At 57.5% G+C, this 16,626-nt stretch carries 16 protein-coding genes; 6 read left to right on the forward strand and 10 right to left on the reverse strand.

The annotated features are described in order from the left end of the window. Nucleotides 1–189 precede the first annotated feature (189 nt). From rhaS to FrondiHNR_RS01910, 4 genes are all read right to left on the reverse strand, one after another. The gene (gene rhaS / locus FrondiHNR_RS01895) at nt 190–1,230 is read right to left on the reverse strand and encodes a rhamnose ABC transporter substrate-binding protein (RefSeq protein WP_279353557.1); all 1,041 of its coding nucleotides are present in this window, start codon (nt 1,228–1,230) and stop codon (nt 190–192) included. A gap of 49 nt (nt 1,231–1,279) precedes the next feature. Continuing rightward, nucleotides 1,280–2,347, reverse strand: coding sequence for an ABC transporter permease (locus FrondiHNR_RS01900; protein WP_279353558.1), 1,068 nt, complete (start codon nt 2,345–2,347; stop codon nt 1,280–1,282). Continuing rightward, a complete protein-coding gene (locus tag FrondiHNR_RS01905; RefSeq protein WP_279354448.1) occupies nt 2,344–3,294 on the reverse strand; it encodes an ABC transporter permease in 951 nt (316 codons plus the stop codon). The genes FrondiHNR_RS01900 and FrondiHNR_RS01905 overlap by 4 nt, the downstream gene beginning before the upstream one ends. Nucleotides 3,295–3,425: 131 nt before the next feature. Next, nucleotides 3,426–5,063 carry a sugar ABC transporter ATP-binding protein gene (locus FrondiHNR_RS01910; protein ID WP_279353559.1) on the reverse strand — a complete coding sequence of 546 codons (1,638 nt, stop codon included), beginning with the start codon at nt 5,061–5,063 and terminating at the stop codon, nt 3,426–3,428. Nucleotides 5,064–5,199: 136 nt separating this feature from the next. Between FrondiHNR_RS01910 and FrondiHNR_RS01915 the strand changes: the two genes are divergently transcribed. Beyond that, nucleotides 5,200–6,246 (forward strand): LacI family DNA-binding transcriptional regulator, encoded by a 1,047-nt coding sequence (locus FrondiHNR_RS01915; protein WP_279353560.1) that lies wholly within the window; start codon nt 5,200–5,202, stop codon nt 6,244–6,246. A gap of 3 nt (nt 6,247–6,249) precedes the next feature. Here the strand turns inward: FrondiHNR_RS01915 and FrondiHNR_RS01920 are convergent, their stop codons facing one another. After that, nucleotides 6,250–6,546, reverse strand: coding sequence for a hypothetical protein (locus tag FrondiHNR_RS01920; protein WP_279353561.1), 297 nt, complete (start codon nt 6,544–6,546; stop codon nt 6,250–6,252). Nucleotides 6,547–6,690: 144 nt separating this feature from the next. Between FrondiHNR_RS01920 and FrondiHNR_RS01925 the strand changes: the two genes are divergently transcribed. Next, nucleotides 6,691–7,926, forward strand: a complete 1,236-nt coding sequence (locus FrondiHNR_RS01925) for an N-acetylmuramoyl-L-alanine amidase (RefSeq protein WP_279353562.1) — start codon at nt 6,691–6,693, stop codon at nt 7,924–7,926. A gap of 49 nt (nt 7,927–7,975) precedes the next feature. On the opposite strand, the gene FrondiHNR_RS01930 is transcribed toward FrondiHNR_RS01925, so the two are convergent. Continuing rightward, entirely contained in the window at nt 7,976–9,511 is a 1,536-nt protein-coding gene (locus FrondiHNR_RS01930) for a sigma factor-like helix-turn-helix DNA-binding protein (protein ID WP_279353563.1), read from the reverse strand. 205 nt (nt 9,512–9,716) lie between these two features. On the opposite strand from FrondiHNR_RS01930, the gene FrondiHNR_RS01935 reads away from it, so the two are divergent. Next, nucleotides 9,717–10,526 (forward strand): thymidylate synthase, encoded by an 810-nt coding sequence (locus FrondiHNR_RS01935; protein ID WP_279353564.1) that lies wholly within the window; start codon nt 9,717–9,719, stop codon nt 10,524–10,526. Further along, nucleotides 10,523–11,128 (forward strand): dihydrofolate reductase, encoded by a 606-nt coding sequence (locus FrondiHNR_RS01940; RefSeq protein WP_279353565.1) that lies wholly within the window; start codon nt 10,523–10,525, stop codon nt 11,126–11,128. The genes FrondiHNR_RS01935 and FrondiHNR_RS01940 overlap by 4 nt, the downstream gene beginning before the upstream one ends. Nucleotides 11,129–11,157: 29 nt before the next feature. On the opposite strand, the gene FrondiHNR_RS01945 is transcribed toward FrondiHNR_RS01940, so the two are convergent. The 3 genes from FrondiHNR_RS01945 to FrondiHNR_RS01955 all read right to left on the reverse strand — a co-directional run bounded on the left by FrondiHNR_RS01945 (nt 11,158) and on the right by FrondiHNR_RS01955 (nt 12,728). After that, on the reverse strand, nt 11,158–11,400 hold the full coding sequence (locus tag FrondiHNR_RS01945; RefSeq protein ID WP_279353566.1) for a hypothetical protein: 243 nt from the start codon (nt 11,398–11,400) through the stop codon (nt 11,158–11,160). A gap of 63 nt (nt 11,401–11,463) precedes the next feature. Beyond that, nucleotides 11,464–11,814, reverse strand: coding sequence for a hypothetical protein (locus FrondiHNR_RS01950; protein WP_279353567.1), 351 nt, complete (start codon nt 11,812–11,814; stop codon nt 11,464–11,466). Further along, entirely contained in the window at nt 11,811–12,728 is a 918-nt protein-coding gene (locus FrondiHNR_RS01955) for a 3-methyladenine DNA glycosylase (protein WP_279353568.1), read from the reverse strand. Before FrondiHNR_RS01955 ends, FrondiHNR_RS01950 begins: the two co-directional genes overlap by 4 nt. Nucleotides 12,729–12,787: 59 nt before the next feature. Here FrondiHNR_RS01955 and FrondiHNR_RS01960 point away from each other — a divergent pair, with 59 nt between their 5' ends. Both FrondiHNR_RS01960 and FrondiHNR_RS01965 read left to right on the forward strand, forming a co-directional pair. Then, nucleotides 12,788–13,453 (forward strand): YigZ family protein, encoded by a 666-nt coding sequence (locus FrondiHNR_RS01960; protein ID WP_279353569.1) that lies wholly within the window; start codon nt 12,788–12,790, stop codon nt 13,451–13,453. A gap of 270 nt (nt 13,454–13,723) precedes the next feature. Then, nucleotides 13,724–14,290 carry a hypothetical protein gene (locus FrondiHNR_RS01965; protein ID WP_279353570.1) on the forward strand — a complete coding sequence of 189 codons (567 nt, stop codon included), beginning with the start codon at nt 13,724–13,726 and terminating at the stop codon, nt 14,288–14,290. 7 nt (nt 14,291–14,297) lie between these two features. Here the strand turns inward: FrondiHNR_RS01965 and purL are convergent, their stop codons facing one another. Continuing rightward, nucleotides 14,298–16,619: a phosphoribosylformylglycinamidine synthase subunit PurL gene (gene purL / locus FrondiHNR_RS01970; RefSeq protein WP_279353571.1), complete on the reverse strand. Its 2,322-nt coding sequence runs from the start codon at nt 16,617–16,619 to the stop codon at nt 14,298–14,300. Nucleotides 16,620–16,626: the final 7 nt, after the last annotated feature.

Here is a 16,626-nt window from a genome sequence, read left to right on the forward strand (position 1 = left end):
GCCTGAGCTTTCGGAGGTTTTTCTGGGACGCGGTGCTTTGTTGCTTAGAGGGACCTCTAGCTCATCGTGTTATCCATTCTCCTGTTAACCGGGATATACGTACCTACAGAGTGATTGCGGACTAAAAACAGGGGTTGTTCACCGGTAACCTCCCGGGGAGCAACCCCCTGTCATGTGAGAACGAGGCTCCTAGAAGTCGAAGTCTCCGATGTTCTGCTTGTTGAAGCGGAAGGGATCGCCCAGCAGCACGGTCTGATCCGCACCGACCGTGAACTCTCCCAGCTTGCCAGCGGTGAAAGTATCGCCCTTTTCTCCGCTAATGGTTCCGTCAACAAGGGCCGCCGCTGCAAAGGCAGCGAGATATCCGAGGTCTTCCGGGTTCCACAGCGCGAACTCCTGCACGGTTCCGTCCTCAACATATTCGCGCATCTGGTTGGGGGTCCCTAGGCCGGTAATTGCTACCTCTCCCTTCTTGTTGGAGGTGGAGAGGTAGCGGGCGGCGGAGGCGATACCAACCGTGGTGGGCGCGATGATGCCCTTGAGGTTGGGGTAGGTCTGGAGCAGGGCTGCTGTCTTGTCAAAGGAGGTTTGGTCGTCGTCATCGCCGTAGACGGTGTCTACCAGGGTGATATCCGGGTAGTTGGCCTTCAGATGCTCCTTGATGAGTTCGATCCACGCGTTCTGGTTGGTGGCGTTTGCCGCGGCCGAGAGGATGGCGATTTCTCCCGACCCACCAATCTGCTCGGCGACCATCTCAACCTGAACGTTGGCAATACCCTCGGCATCCGCCTGGTTGACAAAGAGGTCGCGGTATTGCGGGTCGGTGTCGGAGTCGAACGTCACAACCTTGGTTCCCGCAGACATTGCCTCGCGCAGTGCGGAGCCCACCGCGGTGGGATCGTTTGCCGAGATGACGAGTGCATCAACACCCTGCTGCGCCGCGGTCTGAATGAAGGGAACCTGCGAGTCCGGGGCCGCCTCCGAGGGACCCACCTCGGCAAACGTACCGCTGAGCTCTGCAACCGCCGCTTTGCCACCCTGACTGGAGGTATCAAAGTACGGGTTTCCCAGGTTCTTGGGGAGGAAGGTGATGGTGAGGTTTCCGCTTCCGTTGGAGCCTCCGTTGGTGGCGGTGGGGTCGCTTCCCGCGCAGCCGGAGGCGATGAGTGCAAAGCTCACAGCGAGTGCGGCCACCGCGCCGAAGCGGCGGCCCGTGGTGCGAAACAACATTGTGCCCTACTCTCTTGTGTGTTGGTGCCGAGAGGGCTCGGCGGTCAAGCTAACTCTTGGCGAGAAATGCTTGGGTGTGTGTTCCCGGGGAGGTTGGACGTCTGCGTCCGCGTAACCATCCCAGGAAGCTGGGTGAAATAACCGAGAGAACCAGGAGGGTTCCTACGATGATGCGGCTGATATCGGAGGTGATATTGGCCAACCGGAGGGCGCTCTCGATGGTTCCGATGAGAAATACGCCCGCGATGACACCGTGAATGGCGCCTCGTCCTCCAAAGATGGACACTCCGCCCAGGAGCACCGCGGCAATCACGGTGAGCTCAAGACCCAGCCCGTTTTCGGCGCGGGCGGTGCTTGTCTTGAGGGTGAGGTAGATCCCGGCGAGCGCTGCGAGCGTCCCGGCGAGCAGGAACAGAATGAATCTGGTGCGCTCCACGCGGACGCCCGAGAACTGTGCCGCCTCTTTGCTCAACCCGATTGCAAAGATACCGCGCCCGAAGGGGGTGAAGTGCATGATGACGGCAAAGACGATGATGAGTAGCAGCACCACGAGTGAGAGTACGGGGATTCCGGTGGCGCCGATCCTAGTGGAGGTGAGGGTGGTCCACTCCTCGGGAAATGTGGTGATGGCCGTGGTGCCGAGGAGTCCCTGGGCGATGCCGCGGAAGGCCGCCATGGTTCCAATCGTGACGGCGAGCGCTGGTAGACCCACAACGGTCACGAGGAATCCGTTGATGGCGCCGCAGACCAGCCCGATGACGAGGGTACCCACGATGGCGAAGGCGACGGGCCATCCCGCCTCGATCATCATGCCAAACGTCACGCTCGAGAGGGCAAGCACGCTAGCAACGGAGAGGTCGATGTCTCCCGTGAGAATGATGAGCGTCATGGGGAGCGCAATGATGAGAATGGGGGCAATATCGCGCAGTAGGTAGTAGAGGGTGATGTCGCTGGCAAAGTTGTTAACGGCGATCGAGGCGTATGCAACCACGAGGATGAGTGCCAGTATGACGGCGGATTCCGTGGTGAGGAGTGCCCGCTTCCAGAAGGGTCGGTCGTAGTCGCGGTAGGTTTTTGCGCGCGAATGAGCCTGTGCGGATGCCCAGATTGTGGTCATGAGAAGCTGCCCTTCGTTGTGATGAGCTTTTTGTGTTGTCTGAGGGCAAGGACCCGATCAAGAACGATGGCACCGATAATGAGAATACCAACTACCGCCTGCTGCCAGAAGTCTTGGATGCCGAGTACGGGCAGGGCGCTTCGAATGGTGAGAAGGAGGATGGCTCCGCAGGCGGCACCCCAGAGGGTTCCGACACCTCCGGAGATTGCGACCCCGCCGATGACCGCCCCGCCGATGGCGGTGAGTTCTACTCCGAAGCCGGCGGCGGAGTCGATGGTTCCGTAGCGCGCGGCGTAGAGCACTCCGGCCAGGCCAGCGAGGGCGCCGCTCAGGGTGAAAGCGATAAGGTTGCGCTTGATTACGTTGAGGCCGTAGAGTTCCGCGGCCTCCGGTTCTGAACCGAGCGCGTAGAACTCTCGTCCGCCCCGGGTATTTTTCATGTACCAGGCGAGGAGGGCAACCGCGACGATTGAGATGATGGTGAGCACGGGGATGGAGAGGATCTGTGCGGTTCCGAGCGAGGTGAAGTCGCGGGGCATATCCTGCGGGTTGATCCTGTTACTTCCGGCCCAGGCAACGTTGATGCCGCGGTAGGCATACATCGTGCCGAGGGTGATAACCATAGCGGGTACACGAGCGTAGGCCACGAGTGCGCCGTTGATCAGCCCGAGAAAGCCACCGCCGAGGATACCGGCGAGGAGCACCGCGGCGATCGGGATTCCCGGGATGTCGATGAAGAGTCGACCCGTGAGGTAGGCGGTGAGTCCCAGGATTGAGCTAACCGAGAGGTCAACGCTGCGGGTGATGATCACCACGGCAACCCCCACCGAGAGCAGGATGTAGATCGAGGGGTTGAGCAGCAGGTTGCGGAAACCGTCGGGTGAGAAGAGGAACTGGTCGTTCACGGTGGTGGCAGCGGCAACAACAACTAGAATCGCGATGATGATGCTGGTCTCGCGCCGTTTAAAGACGGACCCGAGGACCTGTCCCGCCGGGTGTGACCCGGTTTTGCGATGTTCTGGCCGGGGGCGTGTTGAACCCGAACGTGCTGATGTGTCGGTGAGGGGGGTGGGGCTGGTCACCGTTTTTCCTCCGGACTCTGGGTATGTGCTGCGGTTGGCGTGTTGCTGATGCTCTGCGCATCTTCGAAGCTTTGTAGGCTCTTGGTGTTTGAGTCCTGGGGGTTTTGCGTCTCCCCAGTGCGCATGTCTCCGGCGCTCTGTGTCGCCGCAAGCATGACAGTCTCGGCGGTTGCCTCGTCACGGCTGAGTTCTGCGGTGAGGCGTCCCTCGCGCATGACAAGCACGCGGTCGGCCATGCCCAGCACCTCGGGAAGCTCGGAGGAGATCATGAGGATGCCCATGCCCTCACCCGCGAGCTTGCTGAGGAGGCGGTGCACCTCTGACTTTGTTCCCACGTCGATTCCGCGGGTGGGCTCGTCGATGATGAGCAGGTGTGGCTGGGTAGCAAGCCACTTAGCGATAACAACTTTTTGTTGGTTTCCACCCGAGAGGGTGCCCGCTCGGGTGGAGAGTGCGGCGGTTTTCACCTGGAGCGTGCTGGCCCACCCGTCGGCGGTCTTGTTTTCGGCGTGGGCGGTGAGGATGCCTCGGGAGGCAAGCCTGTTGCGGATGGCGAGGGTGATGTTGCGACCCACGGGGAAGTCAAGCACAAGGCCCTGTTTGCGGCGGTCTTCGGGGATGAGGGCGAGACCTGCGCGCATCGCGTCCGTCACGCTGTGCTTTTTGAGTGTGGTTCCCCGAAGCGCTACGGTTCCGCGATCGTAGTTATCCACCCCAAAGACGGCGCGTGCGACCTCGCTGCGACCGGCGCCAACCAGCCCGGCGAGCCCGACGATTTCTCCCGCCCTGACGCTGAAGGAGATGTCTTCAAACATTCCAGCCGAGGTGAGGCCCTGCACCTGGAGAAGCGTGTCTCCGGCCTCGACCTCCTCCTTGGGGAAGAGATCGGTCACGTCGCGACCCACCATGAGGCGTACGATTTCTTCGACACTGGTGTGTGCGGTTTCGACGGTGGAAATGTATTCGCCGTCGCGCATGACCGTGATGATGTCGCAGAGGTCAAAAACCTCGTCGAAGCGGTGCGAGATGAAGACGAGCGCCCGGCCCTCGTCGCGCAGGCTGCGGGCCACGGCAAAGAGCCGTTCTGCCTCAACGCCGGAGAGTGCCGCGGTGGGCTCATCCATGATGAGTACGGTTGCCTTCAGGGATATTGCTTTGGCGATCTCGATGATCTGTTGGTCGGCTATCGAGAGGCCGTCTGCCAGGCGATCCGGGTCTATGCGCACCCCGAGACGTTCGAATATCTCAATTGCTTCCTCCCGCATCGCTCGCCGATCGATCCGACCAAACCTGTTGGTGGGTTGGCGGCCCATAAAAATATTTTCGGTGACGGAGAGGTCGGGGAAGAGCGTGGGCTCCTGGTAGATGACGGCCACGCCCGCGGCTTTTGAGTCGGCGGTTGTCTTGAAGGAGGCATCTCGACCCGAGAGGCGGAAGACTCCCTCGTCTCGCTGATAGAGACCCGCAACGATTTTTACGAGGGTGGATTTGCCCGCACCGTTTTCGCCTACGAGCGCATGGATGCTTCCCGCATCAACGACAATATTTCCCGAGCGGAGTGCAACGACGGAGCCAAAAGACTTGGCTACCTCGCGCAGCTCAAGTGCCGGTGGGGATACGGTGGGTGACGACATTGGCAAAGACCTTTGGTGCTCAGTGAAATCGTGCTTGTGAATCGTTTCAATTATGCGATCTTTTCGATCGTAGGGTCAGACTGAGGCGTTCGTCAAGTTATAGGATGAATTTATTATACGAATGACCTGAACAGACATGAAGAAATGGGAGATTATGGTGGCCGCCAGTGTCAAAGATGTTGCTGCTCGCGCGGGGGTATCTGTGGGTACGGTATCCAACGTACTTAATCGACCCGGTAAGGTGAACCAAGAAACCGCGCGTCGGGTTCACGACGCTATAGAGGCCCTTGGGTTTGTGCGAAACGATGCGGCCAGGCAGCTTCGGGAAGGCCGCAGCCGAAGCATTGGGCTTGTGGTGCTGGATGTGGCCAATCCGTTTTTTACCGATGTTGCCCGCGGAGCGGAAGATCGCGCCGCCGAGCACGATCTCACGGTGCTGTTGGGAAACTCGGACGAAAACGAATCTCGCGAGGAAGCGTACCTCGATCTTTTTGTTGAGCAGCGAGTTCAGGGTGTGCTTCTCTCGCCGCGGGGAGATGTTGGCGACCGCATCGAACTCATGCGCCGTCGCGGGACCGCCGTTGTTCTTGTTGATCGCAGCGGTGCCGAACACGGGGTATCCTCCGTATCGGTTGACGATGTTGCCGGCGGATATTTGGCGGTGAAACACCTGGTAGAGATTGGGTGCAGACGTATCGCGTTTGTGGGGGGTCCGCACAGTATTAGGCAGGTGTCTGATCGATTGGAGGGTGCTCGCCGGGCGATTGCAGACCATCCTGAGATCTCGTTAGAGGCGATCGAGACGGAATCCCTCACCGTTCTGGCCGGCAGGGCGGTCGGTGATGCGATTGAGTCCCGTGCAAAAGACACCCGCCCCGATGCAATCTTTGCCGCCAATGACCTTGTGGCCATGGGGCTGGTTCAAGCGTTTGTGATGACGGGAACCGTCAGAGTTCCCGACGACATTGCCCTGGTTGGATATGACGATATTGCGTTTGCAGAGGCAGCAGTTGTTCCCCTATCGTCGATCCGCCAGCCCAGCGAACTCATTGGATATACCGCTGTTGATCTGCTTCTTGCGGTGGCGGCAAACGATCCCGATTTTGCGCCGGAACACATTGTGTTTCAACCCGAATTGATCGTTCGGGAGTCAACCGTGGGTGTAAAACGGCGCGACGGGTGAGGGCTATTCCTCAAGAAGCGTCTTCCATGCTCCGTGAGTGAGGCGGGTGAGGGAGTGGTTCAGGATTTGCGCGTGGGCGTTTGTGGCTGCGACAACGTGGTCTGCAACCTGGTGCGCTACCTCATTGTCTTCCGCGGTGAAGCGAATGACAAGGCGGGGCTGCCTCTTCACCAGGCGCAGGTCTGAGGCCTCAAGTGTGGTGAGCTGTGCGGCTGCGTGCGCTGCTGCCGGAAGGACCTCGGAGGGTATTTTTCCCGGGTGGAGCTCTCCTATCGAGAGTGTTGTGCGAAAGGATGGCATACTCCGATTTTACGTGAATAAATGAAATTTCATACCGGGTTAACTCTTCCGCCTCGCAGTGTTTTTTACTGCAGCATATTTGTGAATCCTGCTTACATGAATTTTGTTGAAACCGATCCACTTATTTGAAAAGAGGTCTGGACGATGGGAATCAGCAAAATCAAGAAGATTGTCGTGGGGCTAGTGCTGGTAGCGGCCTGTACCGTGGGAACCACCCAGATGTCATTCTTTGGGAATAGTGGGGCGCAGGCTGTAACACCTAGCGAAGCGCAGAAGAAGCCGTTGGGTGAGAAACCCCTGCCGCAACCGGTGGCACCGAAAATAACTTCTTACTGGCTGTCTGACATCCCTATGGAAAAGACACCCGGGCTTGCGCGTGCACGCCTGGGTATTGCCCCAACCTCACACCCGGAAGAAGTTCGGACCAAAACTCAAAAGGGCCTTGCACGTTTTGATGCGATAGGTCTCAGCTGGACAGAGGCCTCAGCAGAAGAAATAGAGGTTCGGGTGAGGGTACTCGAGAATAATGGCTGGACTTCGTGGGAAGAGTTAGAGCGAGACGACGATTTCACCCCATCGGGAGAGGCTGCAAAGCCCGGTACGGAACCCCTGCTAACAAACGGTGCAAAGGGTTATCAAATTGCCCTCACAACACCGGGTGGGTTTGTGCCGCAGGATGTGAAAATCACCCTGGTTGATGCGGGCGAGAGCCCCTACGACCGCACTATTGGTAACTCCGAGGTGACTGCCGAGGGTGGCAAGCCGCGGATTATCACCCGCGAAGAGTGGGGAGTTGATGAGAACATCTGTAGCGACTCTGTAACGGGAGAGCCGCGACGGTGTGACTGGCCCGAAGAAGAGATGGACAGTGTGCGGGCGATGACGATTCACCACACGGCGGGTACTAACGACTACACGCCAGAGGACGCCGTCCGCCAGGTTCGCGCCCTCTACGCTTTTCAGGCAGTGGAGAGAGACTGGGAAGATATCGGCTACAGTTTTGTGGCAGATAAATTCGGGCGGCTCTATGAGGGGCGAAAAGGAAGCATTGATCGTCCCGTTATTGGTGCTCACGCTCTGGGCTTCAACCAGATAACTATGAGCGTTTCTGTGATGGGAAATTACGAGACGGAAAAACCCATACCAGTCTTGTTGAATAGCTTGGCTGCGGTCTCTGCATGGAACTTGGATAAATACGGGGTGGTGGCAGATCCGAACAAGATAGTGACTTTGCCCTCGACTATCGGCCCGGCAAAAGATGTCCATATTATCCACGGACACAGAGATCTGGCCGACACACTGTGTCCGGGAGAATATCTCTACAAAAAGATGGATGAGATCCGTGCTCTAGCCGCGCAGTATCAACTATCTGGGGAATAAAACTACCAGCTCATAGTGAGGGCCGCGCCCAGTGGTGCGGCCCTCATCTTTAGAGCGAGGGGGGCGGAGACTTCCACAGAACATAATTCACCACGGAGGGGGCAGGAAGTCCAATATCGCTCCCACCGATATAAATTGTTTCTGAGGAAATGATACGACCGCTGGTTTTACCGAGAATCAGGAGTCTTTGATACCGTGAGTGGTTTGGTGAGGTCAGGCGAAAAGCGACTCCCTCTCGACCGCCGCGGTCGGTCACCTCACCCACGAGCGTGAAGTTCTGGAACGAAGCAAAAAGCTTCAGGATTGCCGCGTGTTCTCGCGGGGTGAGAGTCCACTCCCCGAGAAGGGCTTGAGTTGCATTCATGTAGTCGATCGGATCGTTTTTATCGGTAATGCCGTAATTTTTTTCCAGATATTTACGCATCTCGTCTGCGTTTGAAGGGGGAAGAGTGCTGAATAAGACGGGTATGGTTCCCGCAGGATAGTTTTCGTCTCTGAGTGCTGTTCCCTGTGGTGGAATATCTGTTCCCCCCACCAAGCTGTCGCTGTTTGAGGGTTCGTAGGCTTGCCCGGCACGAGCCGTAATCGTGCCGGAGAGATCGTCAGACCAGAGGATTTCTGTTTCTTCGGGGATGATAGCCCCCTGAGTGTTGGTGGCGCTCTGTTCCCCCAACTGGATGTACCAACTCTCAAAGAACGCTGAGCGGCGTGGGAGTTCTTCTGCAAGGGCCGCGGCCTCAAGCTGGGCAATAAACCGTGTGACGCTCTCGGTAGTCTCTGTAGTGGAATTCTCAATCTCGAGCATGGCGGGAATAGCCAGGGCGCGTTCCGAACCGGTGGGTGCGGCCCACGGTCTGAAAAAACCGACAGCCCCGGCAAGGAGCGCGACGATAACTACCGGAACTATAAAGCGTGGTCGTGCCCAGCGGAGGACAGGGCTGAGAGTTCCCGTGGGGGAGGCGGTTATTTTGTGGAGGTCGGCCACCGCCCGACGATCCAGTGCGAAGCTTTGGGGAATAAGCGTGGGATCTGCGGCCTGGATGTTCTCGGAAAGAACAGCGTTTGCGCGCGAGGTGCCATCCGTTGCAGAGAACTCTAAATCTGTCTGTGGTGTTGAGGGCTGCGGTGAGGTTTCCAGTGTTTCGCGTAACGTTGCCTTGGCCCTGTCGATCCGTTTCCACACGCTTTCCTCTGTGAGACGAAGCGTGACACCCGCTTCTGCGGCGGTGAGGTTTTCCCAGAGTGTGAGCTGGAGGCACTCCCGGTTTTTATCGGGGAGCTCTTTCATCGCGTTGAGAACTGCGGTGGCACTGTCCCGAGCGATTGCGGAGGGGTACAGTAGATCTTCTTCAGGACGGGGAATAGTGGGTTGCGGGGCGCGGGATAGAACGGAATCGCGCGCTATACGCAGGAGCTTGGCAAGGGGAGGGTAACTTTTTGGAACATATCTTACCCAGGCGGTCGTGAAGCACTCCGCGACGATCTCCCGTGTAATATCCGGGTCCGCGCAGCGGCGATCAACAAAGCGCCACACCGAGTAGTAGTGCGCTCGGTAGTACGCTTCGAATTCCTCTCTCGCTGACAAACTTTATCTCCCGTTGGTCGTGAAGGCCGTCTGGACACCTGTTGACCACATAACTTTACACGCTGTATCTCGTGGACACTATTGTGACAAGTCCACCTTTAATTAGGCTATATAAGAGTTGTGTATTGAGTGAGAACGAGAACATTTGGGCCGGGCGATTTTGCCGCACTCGCAAAGTTACTAAAAAACGCCTACCCTCGAAGTAATGAATACTCAGATTGCCACTCCATACGAAGACCTCTTACGCCACACACTCGCCACTGGAACGCATAAAAATGACCGTACCGGCACGGGAACCACAAGCATTTTTGGCGCTCAGATGCGGTTTAACCTGCAAGAGGGATTTCCCCTCATTACAACAAAGCGTGTACATTTCAAATCGGTAGCATACGAATTGCTCTGGTTTCTTCGGGGTGACAGTAATATCAGCTGGCTCCAGGAGCGGGGTGTGCGCATCTGGAATGAGTGGGCTGATGCCGCAGGCGACCTGGGCCCCGTATACGGCGTGCAGTGGCGTTCCTGGCCGACCCCCTCCGGGGAGCACATCGATCAGATCTCTCAGGTTATTGATCAGCTACGGAATGATCCGGACTCCCGACGCATCATTGTATCGGCCTGGAACGTTGCTGACATCCCGCAGATGGCTCTGGCCCCCTGCCACGCGCTCTTTCAATTTTATGTTGCGGAGGGCAAGCTCTCCTGTCAGCTTTACCAACGCAGTGGTGATCTCTTTCTTGGTGTGCCCTTTAACATCGCCAGCTACGCGCTACTCACCCACCTGGTAGCCGAGCAGGCCGGGCTTGAGGTGGGTGACTTTGTGTGGACTGGGGGTGATTGCCATATCTATGACAACCATCGAGAACAGGTTATCGAGCAGCTTTCGCGCGACCCCTACCCTTCCCCGCAGCTAAAAATCCTGCGTACCCGTGACAGTATTTTTGACTATGAATATGACGACTTTGAAATTGTCGGCTACGAGCATCACCCGGCGATTAAAGGCGTGGTAGCGGTGTGAATAAAACCAGCACGACCGCTGTCAATCGTGAGACAGCACCAAACAACATACGAATCGGAATGATCTGGGCACAGGCCATCAACGGTGTAATCGGTAAAGACGGTCTGATGCCCTGGCATATACCGGAGGATTTGGCGCACTTTAAGCGACTGACCTTGGGGAAACCGGTGATCATGGGACGACGTACCTGGGACTCCCTGCCGGAGCGGTTTCGTCCCCTGGAGGGGCGGCGCAACATCGTTGTGACGAGACAGGATCAATGGGTGGCCGACGGCGTCAACGTATGCCACTCGTTTGCGTCTGCCGTGGCGCTGGTTGACGTTGAAGCTGGTGCTGGTGCTAGTGCTGGTGCTAGTGCGGCGGCTTTAGACGCCTCCCATCACTCCGAGGTAGACGTATGGGTTATTGGTGGTGGTGAGATTTACCGGCAGGCAATGTTGCAGGCCACGATTCTTGTGGTCACCGAGATCAATCGACACTGCGAGGGTGATACCTACGCTCCGCAGATCACGGGGGAGTGGACGCCCACCCACGAGCAGCTTCCACCCTGGCAGCGTTCGCGTAGTGGACTTGAGTATCGTTTTATTACCTATACGCGCTAAATGAGGGTGCTCCGTTTCCGGTAGCATAACTAACCCGCGTCGATGACGTCTTCTTCGAGACTCCAGATGCGATCGCCGCTGTCGCTTGTGGCGAGAGTTATCACGAGGGCGTGGGCGTCAACATCGTCGGCGTAGAGACTTTCGCGCGCCGTGGCGATAACCTCGTCCCGATCGCTCTCTTCCTCGTGAGACTCTTTTGCATCAATGAGTGCTTCCCGATACAGCGCTAGTGCGGCGCTAAATTCATCTTCGGTGAAGTGTGGAGATGCCATGAGAAAATCCTTGTTTATGGTGCTTGTGGTACCAACGTTACTCGGTGTGACACAGAAATAGGCCTAAACGTTTAGTTTTCCCAGCATAATCCACACGGCAGTGCTTAATTCAGGGTAAGCCTGGGCAATACGGTGCAGCATCTGTGCCTCTAAAAGATCGGCGTTGTGCCGGTGCTCGGAAGCATCGTGTACCGAACTTTTTCCCGCCAGGCGCGCGAGACTGTACTCCGCTGCTAAGCCCTGAACGTGCATTCTCTCGCTGAGGATCGTACTCACCACCAGCTCGTCCACTGACGGTATCTCCGCCATGAATTCTGCCGGATCTTCGCCGCCGCGTGCACGGTGCTCAATAAGTGCCTCGCGTTCAAGCTGTGCGTTGTGACGCATAAACTCGATGGTGTCGGGAGCGGTCACGCGGCTACCTCAGTCTGGGAAGCTATTATTCGGGCCTGGGTAATGGCGGTGACCACGCGCTCACGAAGCTGTTGTGAAAGGGCCGAGAACTCCCGCTGCTGGCGCACATACTCCGCCTTGCCCTCGTCTGTCTCAATCGCTACCGGAGTGAGGCCGTAGCCTGAAACATCGTAGGGGGAGGCCCGCATATCCAACACCCGGATGTCGCGCGCGAGCTCAAAACTGTCAAGCAATAGCTCACCGGGAATAAGTGGGCCGAGCTTGATCACCCACTTGTAAACGTCCATGCCGGCGTGCAAACAGCCCGGCTGCTCGATAGCGGGCTGATTTTCTCGGGTGGGGCGGAGCGTGTTGAGCCCGACGGCGGGTGCCGTAAAAAATCGGAACGCATCGTAGTGGGAACACGCAATTTTGTGAGACTCCACGACTCGATCGGTTTCTTGCGGCGAGAGGCGAAGCGGCGTGTTCGCGTGGCGAACCGTATCCGCGGTGAGCCGGTACACCATTGCCCACTCGTGCAGGCCAAAACAGCTAAATTGCGCGGGACGGGCTGCCGTGCTTCGCATCAGGCGTTCAATAAAATTGAGCGACGCCGACTTCCGTGCGATAAACGCTGCAGCATCCACCACAAGTGATTCACCTCGGCCGGTGTACCAGCGCCACCGAGCTCGCTCCTCACGGCTGGCACGCTCGAGCTCAACCCCGGCACCGGGGTGCCAGCGCCGTAAAAGCGAGGGTTTAAACGGATAGTAGGTGAATAAAAAATCTTCGATAGCATGGCGCTCACCGGTTTGCTGCCGCTGCCTCCACCCCGCCGTTAAGTTGTCTGCCCGGCGCTGGTGCAGCACCTCGCGCTGCGTCCAGTCACCGTGGCTCAGCGCCTGTGACTCGGCGGTCAGGGGGGTGTTCTTCATAGGATAATTCTAGGTGAGTTATCAGACGGGGGTGCACCGGTGGTTTTGAGAGGGCGCGCTTGAGGGGTACCCTCGGAAGGGTGACGACCGAGAGCTTTATGGTGACCTCGTACCGCACACTTTTGCGTGCCGTGGAAACGGAGAGCGAGGTGAAGCGCTCGCGCTTTATCTGCTATCTTATGCCGGTTGCCAGCGAGGGGGCCGCGCGTTCCAGCATCGCGGAGATTCGCTCCCTACACCCGAAAGCACGCCACCACTGCAGCGCGTTTATTATAGGACCGGGCCAGGAACTTCAACGAACCAACGACGACGGCGAACCCTCTGGAACTGCCGGGGCTCCCATGCTCGACGCTCTGCTCGGGGCGGGTCTCAGTGACGTGGTTGCGGTGGTTGTCAGGTACTTTGGTGGCACCCTGCTGGGAGCGGGGGGACTTACCCGAGCGTATCGAGCATCCGTTGCCCAGGCGGTTGAGGCGGCCGAGTTGATTATTCGTGAATTACGAGCCACGGTGGAGGTCTCAAGCGACTATGCCGCTGCCGCCGTGATCGAGGCGGAGGCCCGTCGCTTGGGGTGGGGTGTTGTGGGGAGTGAATACACGAGCGAGGTTCTTATGACACTCTCCGTCCCGCCCGGGCAGCTTGCCCTGCTACGGGAGAGGGTGGCTGAGCTGACGGCGGGTACGGCTGTGCTGAGTGAGGTTGGGTTGGGGTACGTCGCTATCTGACTTGGTTATGGGGCTTATTCTGCACGCTCACGATTAGTTTGTTATCTCAATAGTGGGTTGATGGCGTGTGCCGGTGACGGGGTGTCCTAGGGAATGAATATATAAATAATATATTCAAAATTAAGGATTTAAATAGTATTTTTTATATATATAGCTGACTAGATATTTGCAGTTTGCTGCTTCTCTGGTGTTAGTTGAATAGTAATCGTACGGAATTTGCTACGTGGATATCTAAGCGTTGTTTATGTAAATGAAGTGTGAGGAAAAGCCATGAAAAACACGATTCGTAAGATTTTTGTTCTCACCGCGGGAGTGGGCCTACTTGTGGGAGGAGGTGTTGCCATTGGGGTGCCTGCAAACGCGGTTTCGGAGGAGAGGGTAACTCTACCCTGTGAGTTACCCTCGGGTTGGACACCGGGTCCAGAAAGCCCGCAGGGAGACGGTGGTATTGGGGCTACCACAACGCGGGTTAAAATCACTATTAATAATAATCATCCCCATATTCGACTGGCCTCAATCGTTACTATAGAAGCTGAAGAAGTGGGAGGATGGATCTTCGAGACTACCGTGATGAACTCTGTTGCCAGTGGTGGTAGTTTCAAGCCTTTTTATGGTCTGCTGAATGTGGAGAATCTCTGTGATCCGGAGACAGTATTCTTTGACACGTCATATTTTGATTTGAGAGCTAAGATACCTGATTTTTCTCTGCAGCTGTTTGACGAAAAAAAGAATTTTATCGGTGGAGTGTACTCGCAAGAATCTACGCTGAGGAGCAACTCGATCTTCTCCTCCGAGGCTCATGCCGGGGGAAAATCTTCTTGGTTTCTACGGGGGTAGAAAAAACTTATTGTGAGTTTTGACCCACCACCGGACCAAAGTGAGCGGGTAGGGTCGCACCCGAGACGGAGCGGAGCTCCTCGACCGGGACGGTAAACGTGTCCTGGATCTCAAGCTCAGTGCCGCTGGTTACCCCGATGCGCAGCACGGGGTAACCGCGCCCTTCACAGAGCCCCATGAACTTGACATCCTCTTCACGGGGTACGGACACAATGACTCGGCCGGTGCTCTCAGAGAAGAGGGCTGTGAGGGCATCTACCTCATCCCGCTGGATGATTTCGTCGAGCCAGATGCGGGCACCCACTCCAAAGCGCAGGACACTCTCGGCAACTGCCTGGGCGAGTCCGCCGTCGGAGAGGTCGTGGGCCGAGTCGATGATCCCGCCCTGGGCACCCGCCTGCAGCAGTTCAGCTAGGCTCCTTTCCGCAGCCAGGTCAACCCGCGGTGGGCGTCCGCCGAGATGATTGTGTACGGTTTGTGCCCAGGCCGATCCGTCAAGCTCGAGAGCCGTTGTTCCTAGGAGATAGATATTGTGTCCCTCGTCCTGCCACCCTGAGGGCAAGCGGCGAGCAACGTCGTCGATGATTCCCAGAACCCCCACAACGGGTGTCGGGAAGATGGGGGTGTCTCCGGTCTGATTGTAGAACGAAACGTTTCCTCCCGTGACAGGTATCTCCAGCGCCAGGCATCCGTCGGAGAGCCCCTCCACGGCCTGTGAAAACTGCCACATTACCTCGGGGTTCTCCGGGCTACCAAAGTTGAGGCAGTCAGTTACGGCGGCAGGAACCGCGCCGGTCACGGCGACATTGCGATAGGCCTCGGCAAGGGCAAGCTGGGCACCCACAAAAGGATCAAGCTGGCAGTATCGCCCGTTGGCGTCGGTTGCGATGGCAACGCCGAGACCGGACTCCTCGTCAACCCGAATCATCCCGCCGTCATCGGGAAAGCTGAGGGCGGTATTGCCGCGCACGTAGTAGTCGTACTGGTTGGTGATCCAGCTTTTATCGGCAAGGTTGGGGCTGCCGAGAAGAGCGAGGAACTGCTGACGTAGCTCCTCGTGTGAGAGGTTGCGAGGGAAGCGACCCGCACTATCGGCCCGAAGAGCGTCGATCCACGAGGGGTACTCCACGGGGCGATCATAAACCGGACCGTCGACGGCAACCGTATTGGGATCAACGTTAACGATCTCTTCGCCGCGCCAGTTAATAATCAGGCGACCGGTATCGGTGACCTCACCAAGCACGCTCGTCTCCACGTCCCACTTGCGGGTGACCGCAAGGAAATCATCCAGTTTTTCGGGAGCCACAACCGCCATCATGCGCTCCTGGCTCTCCGACATGAGAATCTCTTCGGCAGTGAGGGAGGGGTCGCGCAGTAGCACCCGATCAAGTTCGATAAACATTCCGCCATCGCCGTTGGCGGCCAACTCACTGGTGGCGCAGCTAATACCGGCGGCACCGAGGTCTTGAATGCCCTCGACCAGGTCGTTGCGGTAGAGTTCGAGGCAGCACTCGATAAGAACTTTTTCGGCAAAGGGGTCACCCACCTGCACCGCGGGGCGCTTGGTGGGGCCGCCGTCATCAAAAGAATCTGACGCGAGAATGGATGCCCCACCGATGCCGTCGCCCCCCGTGCGCGCACCAAAAAGCACAACCTTATTGCCTACGCCCGACGCATTAGCGAGGTGTAGGTCTTCGTGTCTAAGAACCCCCACGGCGAGGGCGTTTACGAGCGGGTTGCTCTGGTAAACCGGGTCGAAGTAGGTTTCGCCGCCAATATTGGGCAGGCCAAGACAGTTGCTATAAAAGCTAATGCCCGAGACAACACCGTGCACAACGCGTGCGGTGTCGGGGTTATCGATTGCGCCGAAGCGCAGCTGATCCATGATGGCCACCGGGCGGGCACCCATCGAGATGATGTCGCGCACGATTCCGCCGACCCCGGTTGCGGCGCCCTGGAACGGTTCGATATAGCTGGGGTGGTTGTGGCTCTCAACCTTAAACGTAACGGCCCAACCCTCCCCAACATCAATAACTCCGGCGTTCTCTCCCATGCCCACGAGGAGATTTTTTGTCATGGCGGGTGTGACTTTTTGGCCAAATTGGCGCAGATATTTTTTAGAAGACTTGTAGGAGCAGTGTTCGCTCCACATCACGGAGTACATCGCGAGCTCACCCGAGGTGGGCCTCCGTCCGAGGATCTCGCGGATCATATGGTACTCGTCGGTTTTCAGGCCTAGCGCTTCGTAGGGCTGCTCTTTTTCGGGAGTGACGAGGGCGTTCTTGACGGTATCGGGGATATGAGCGGTTTGCTGGGATGTGTGAGTCACGCGACAA

This window comes from Lysinibacter sp. HNR, from assembly GCF_029760935.1.
Lineage (GTDB): Bacteria > Actinomycetota > Actinomycetes > Actinomycetales > Microbacteriaceae > HNR.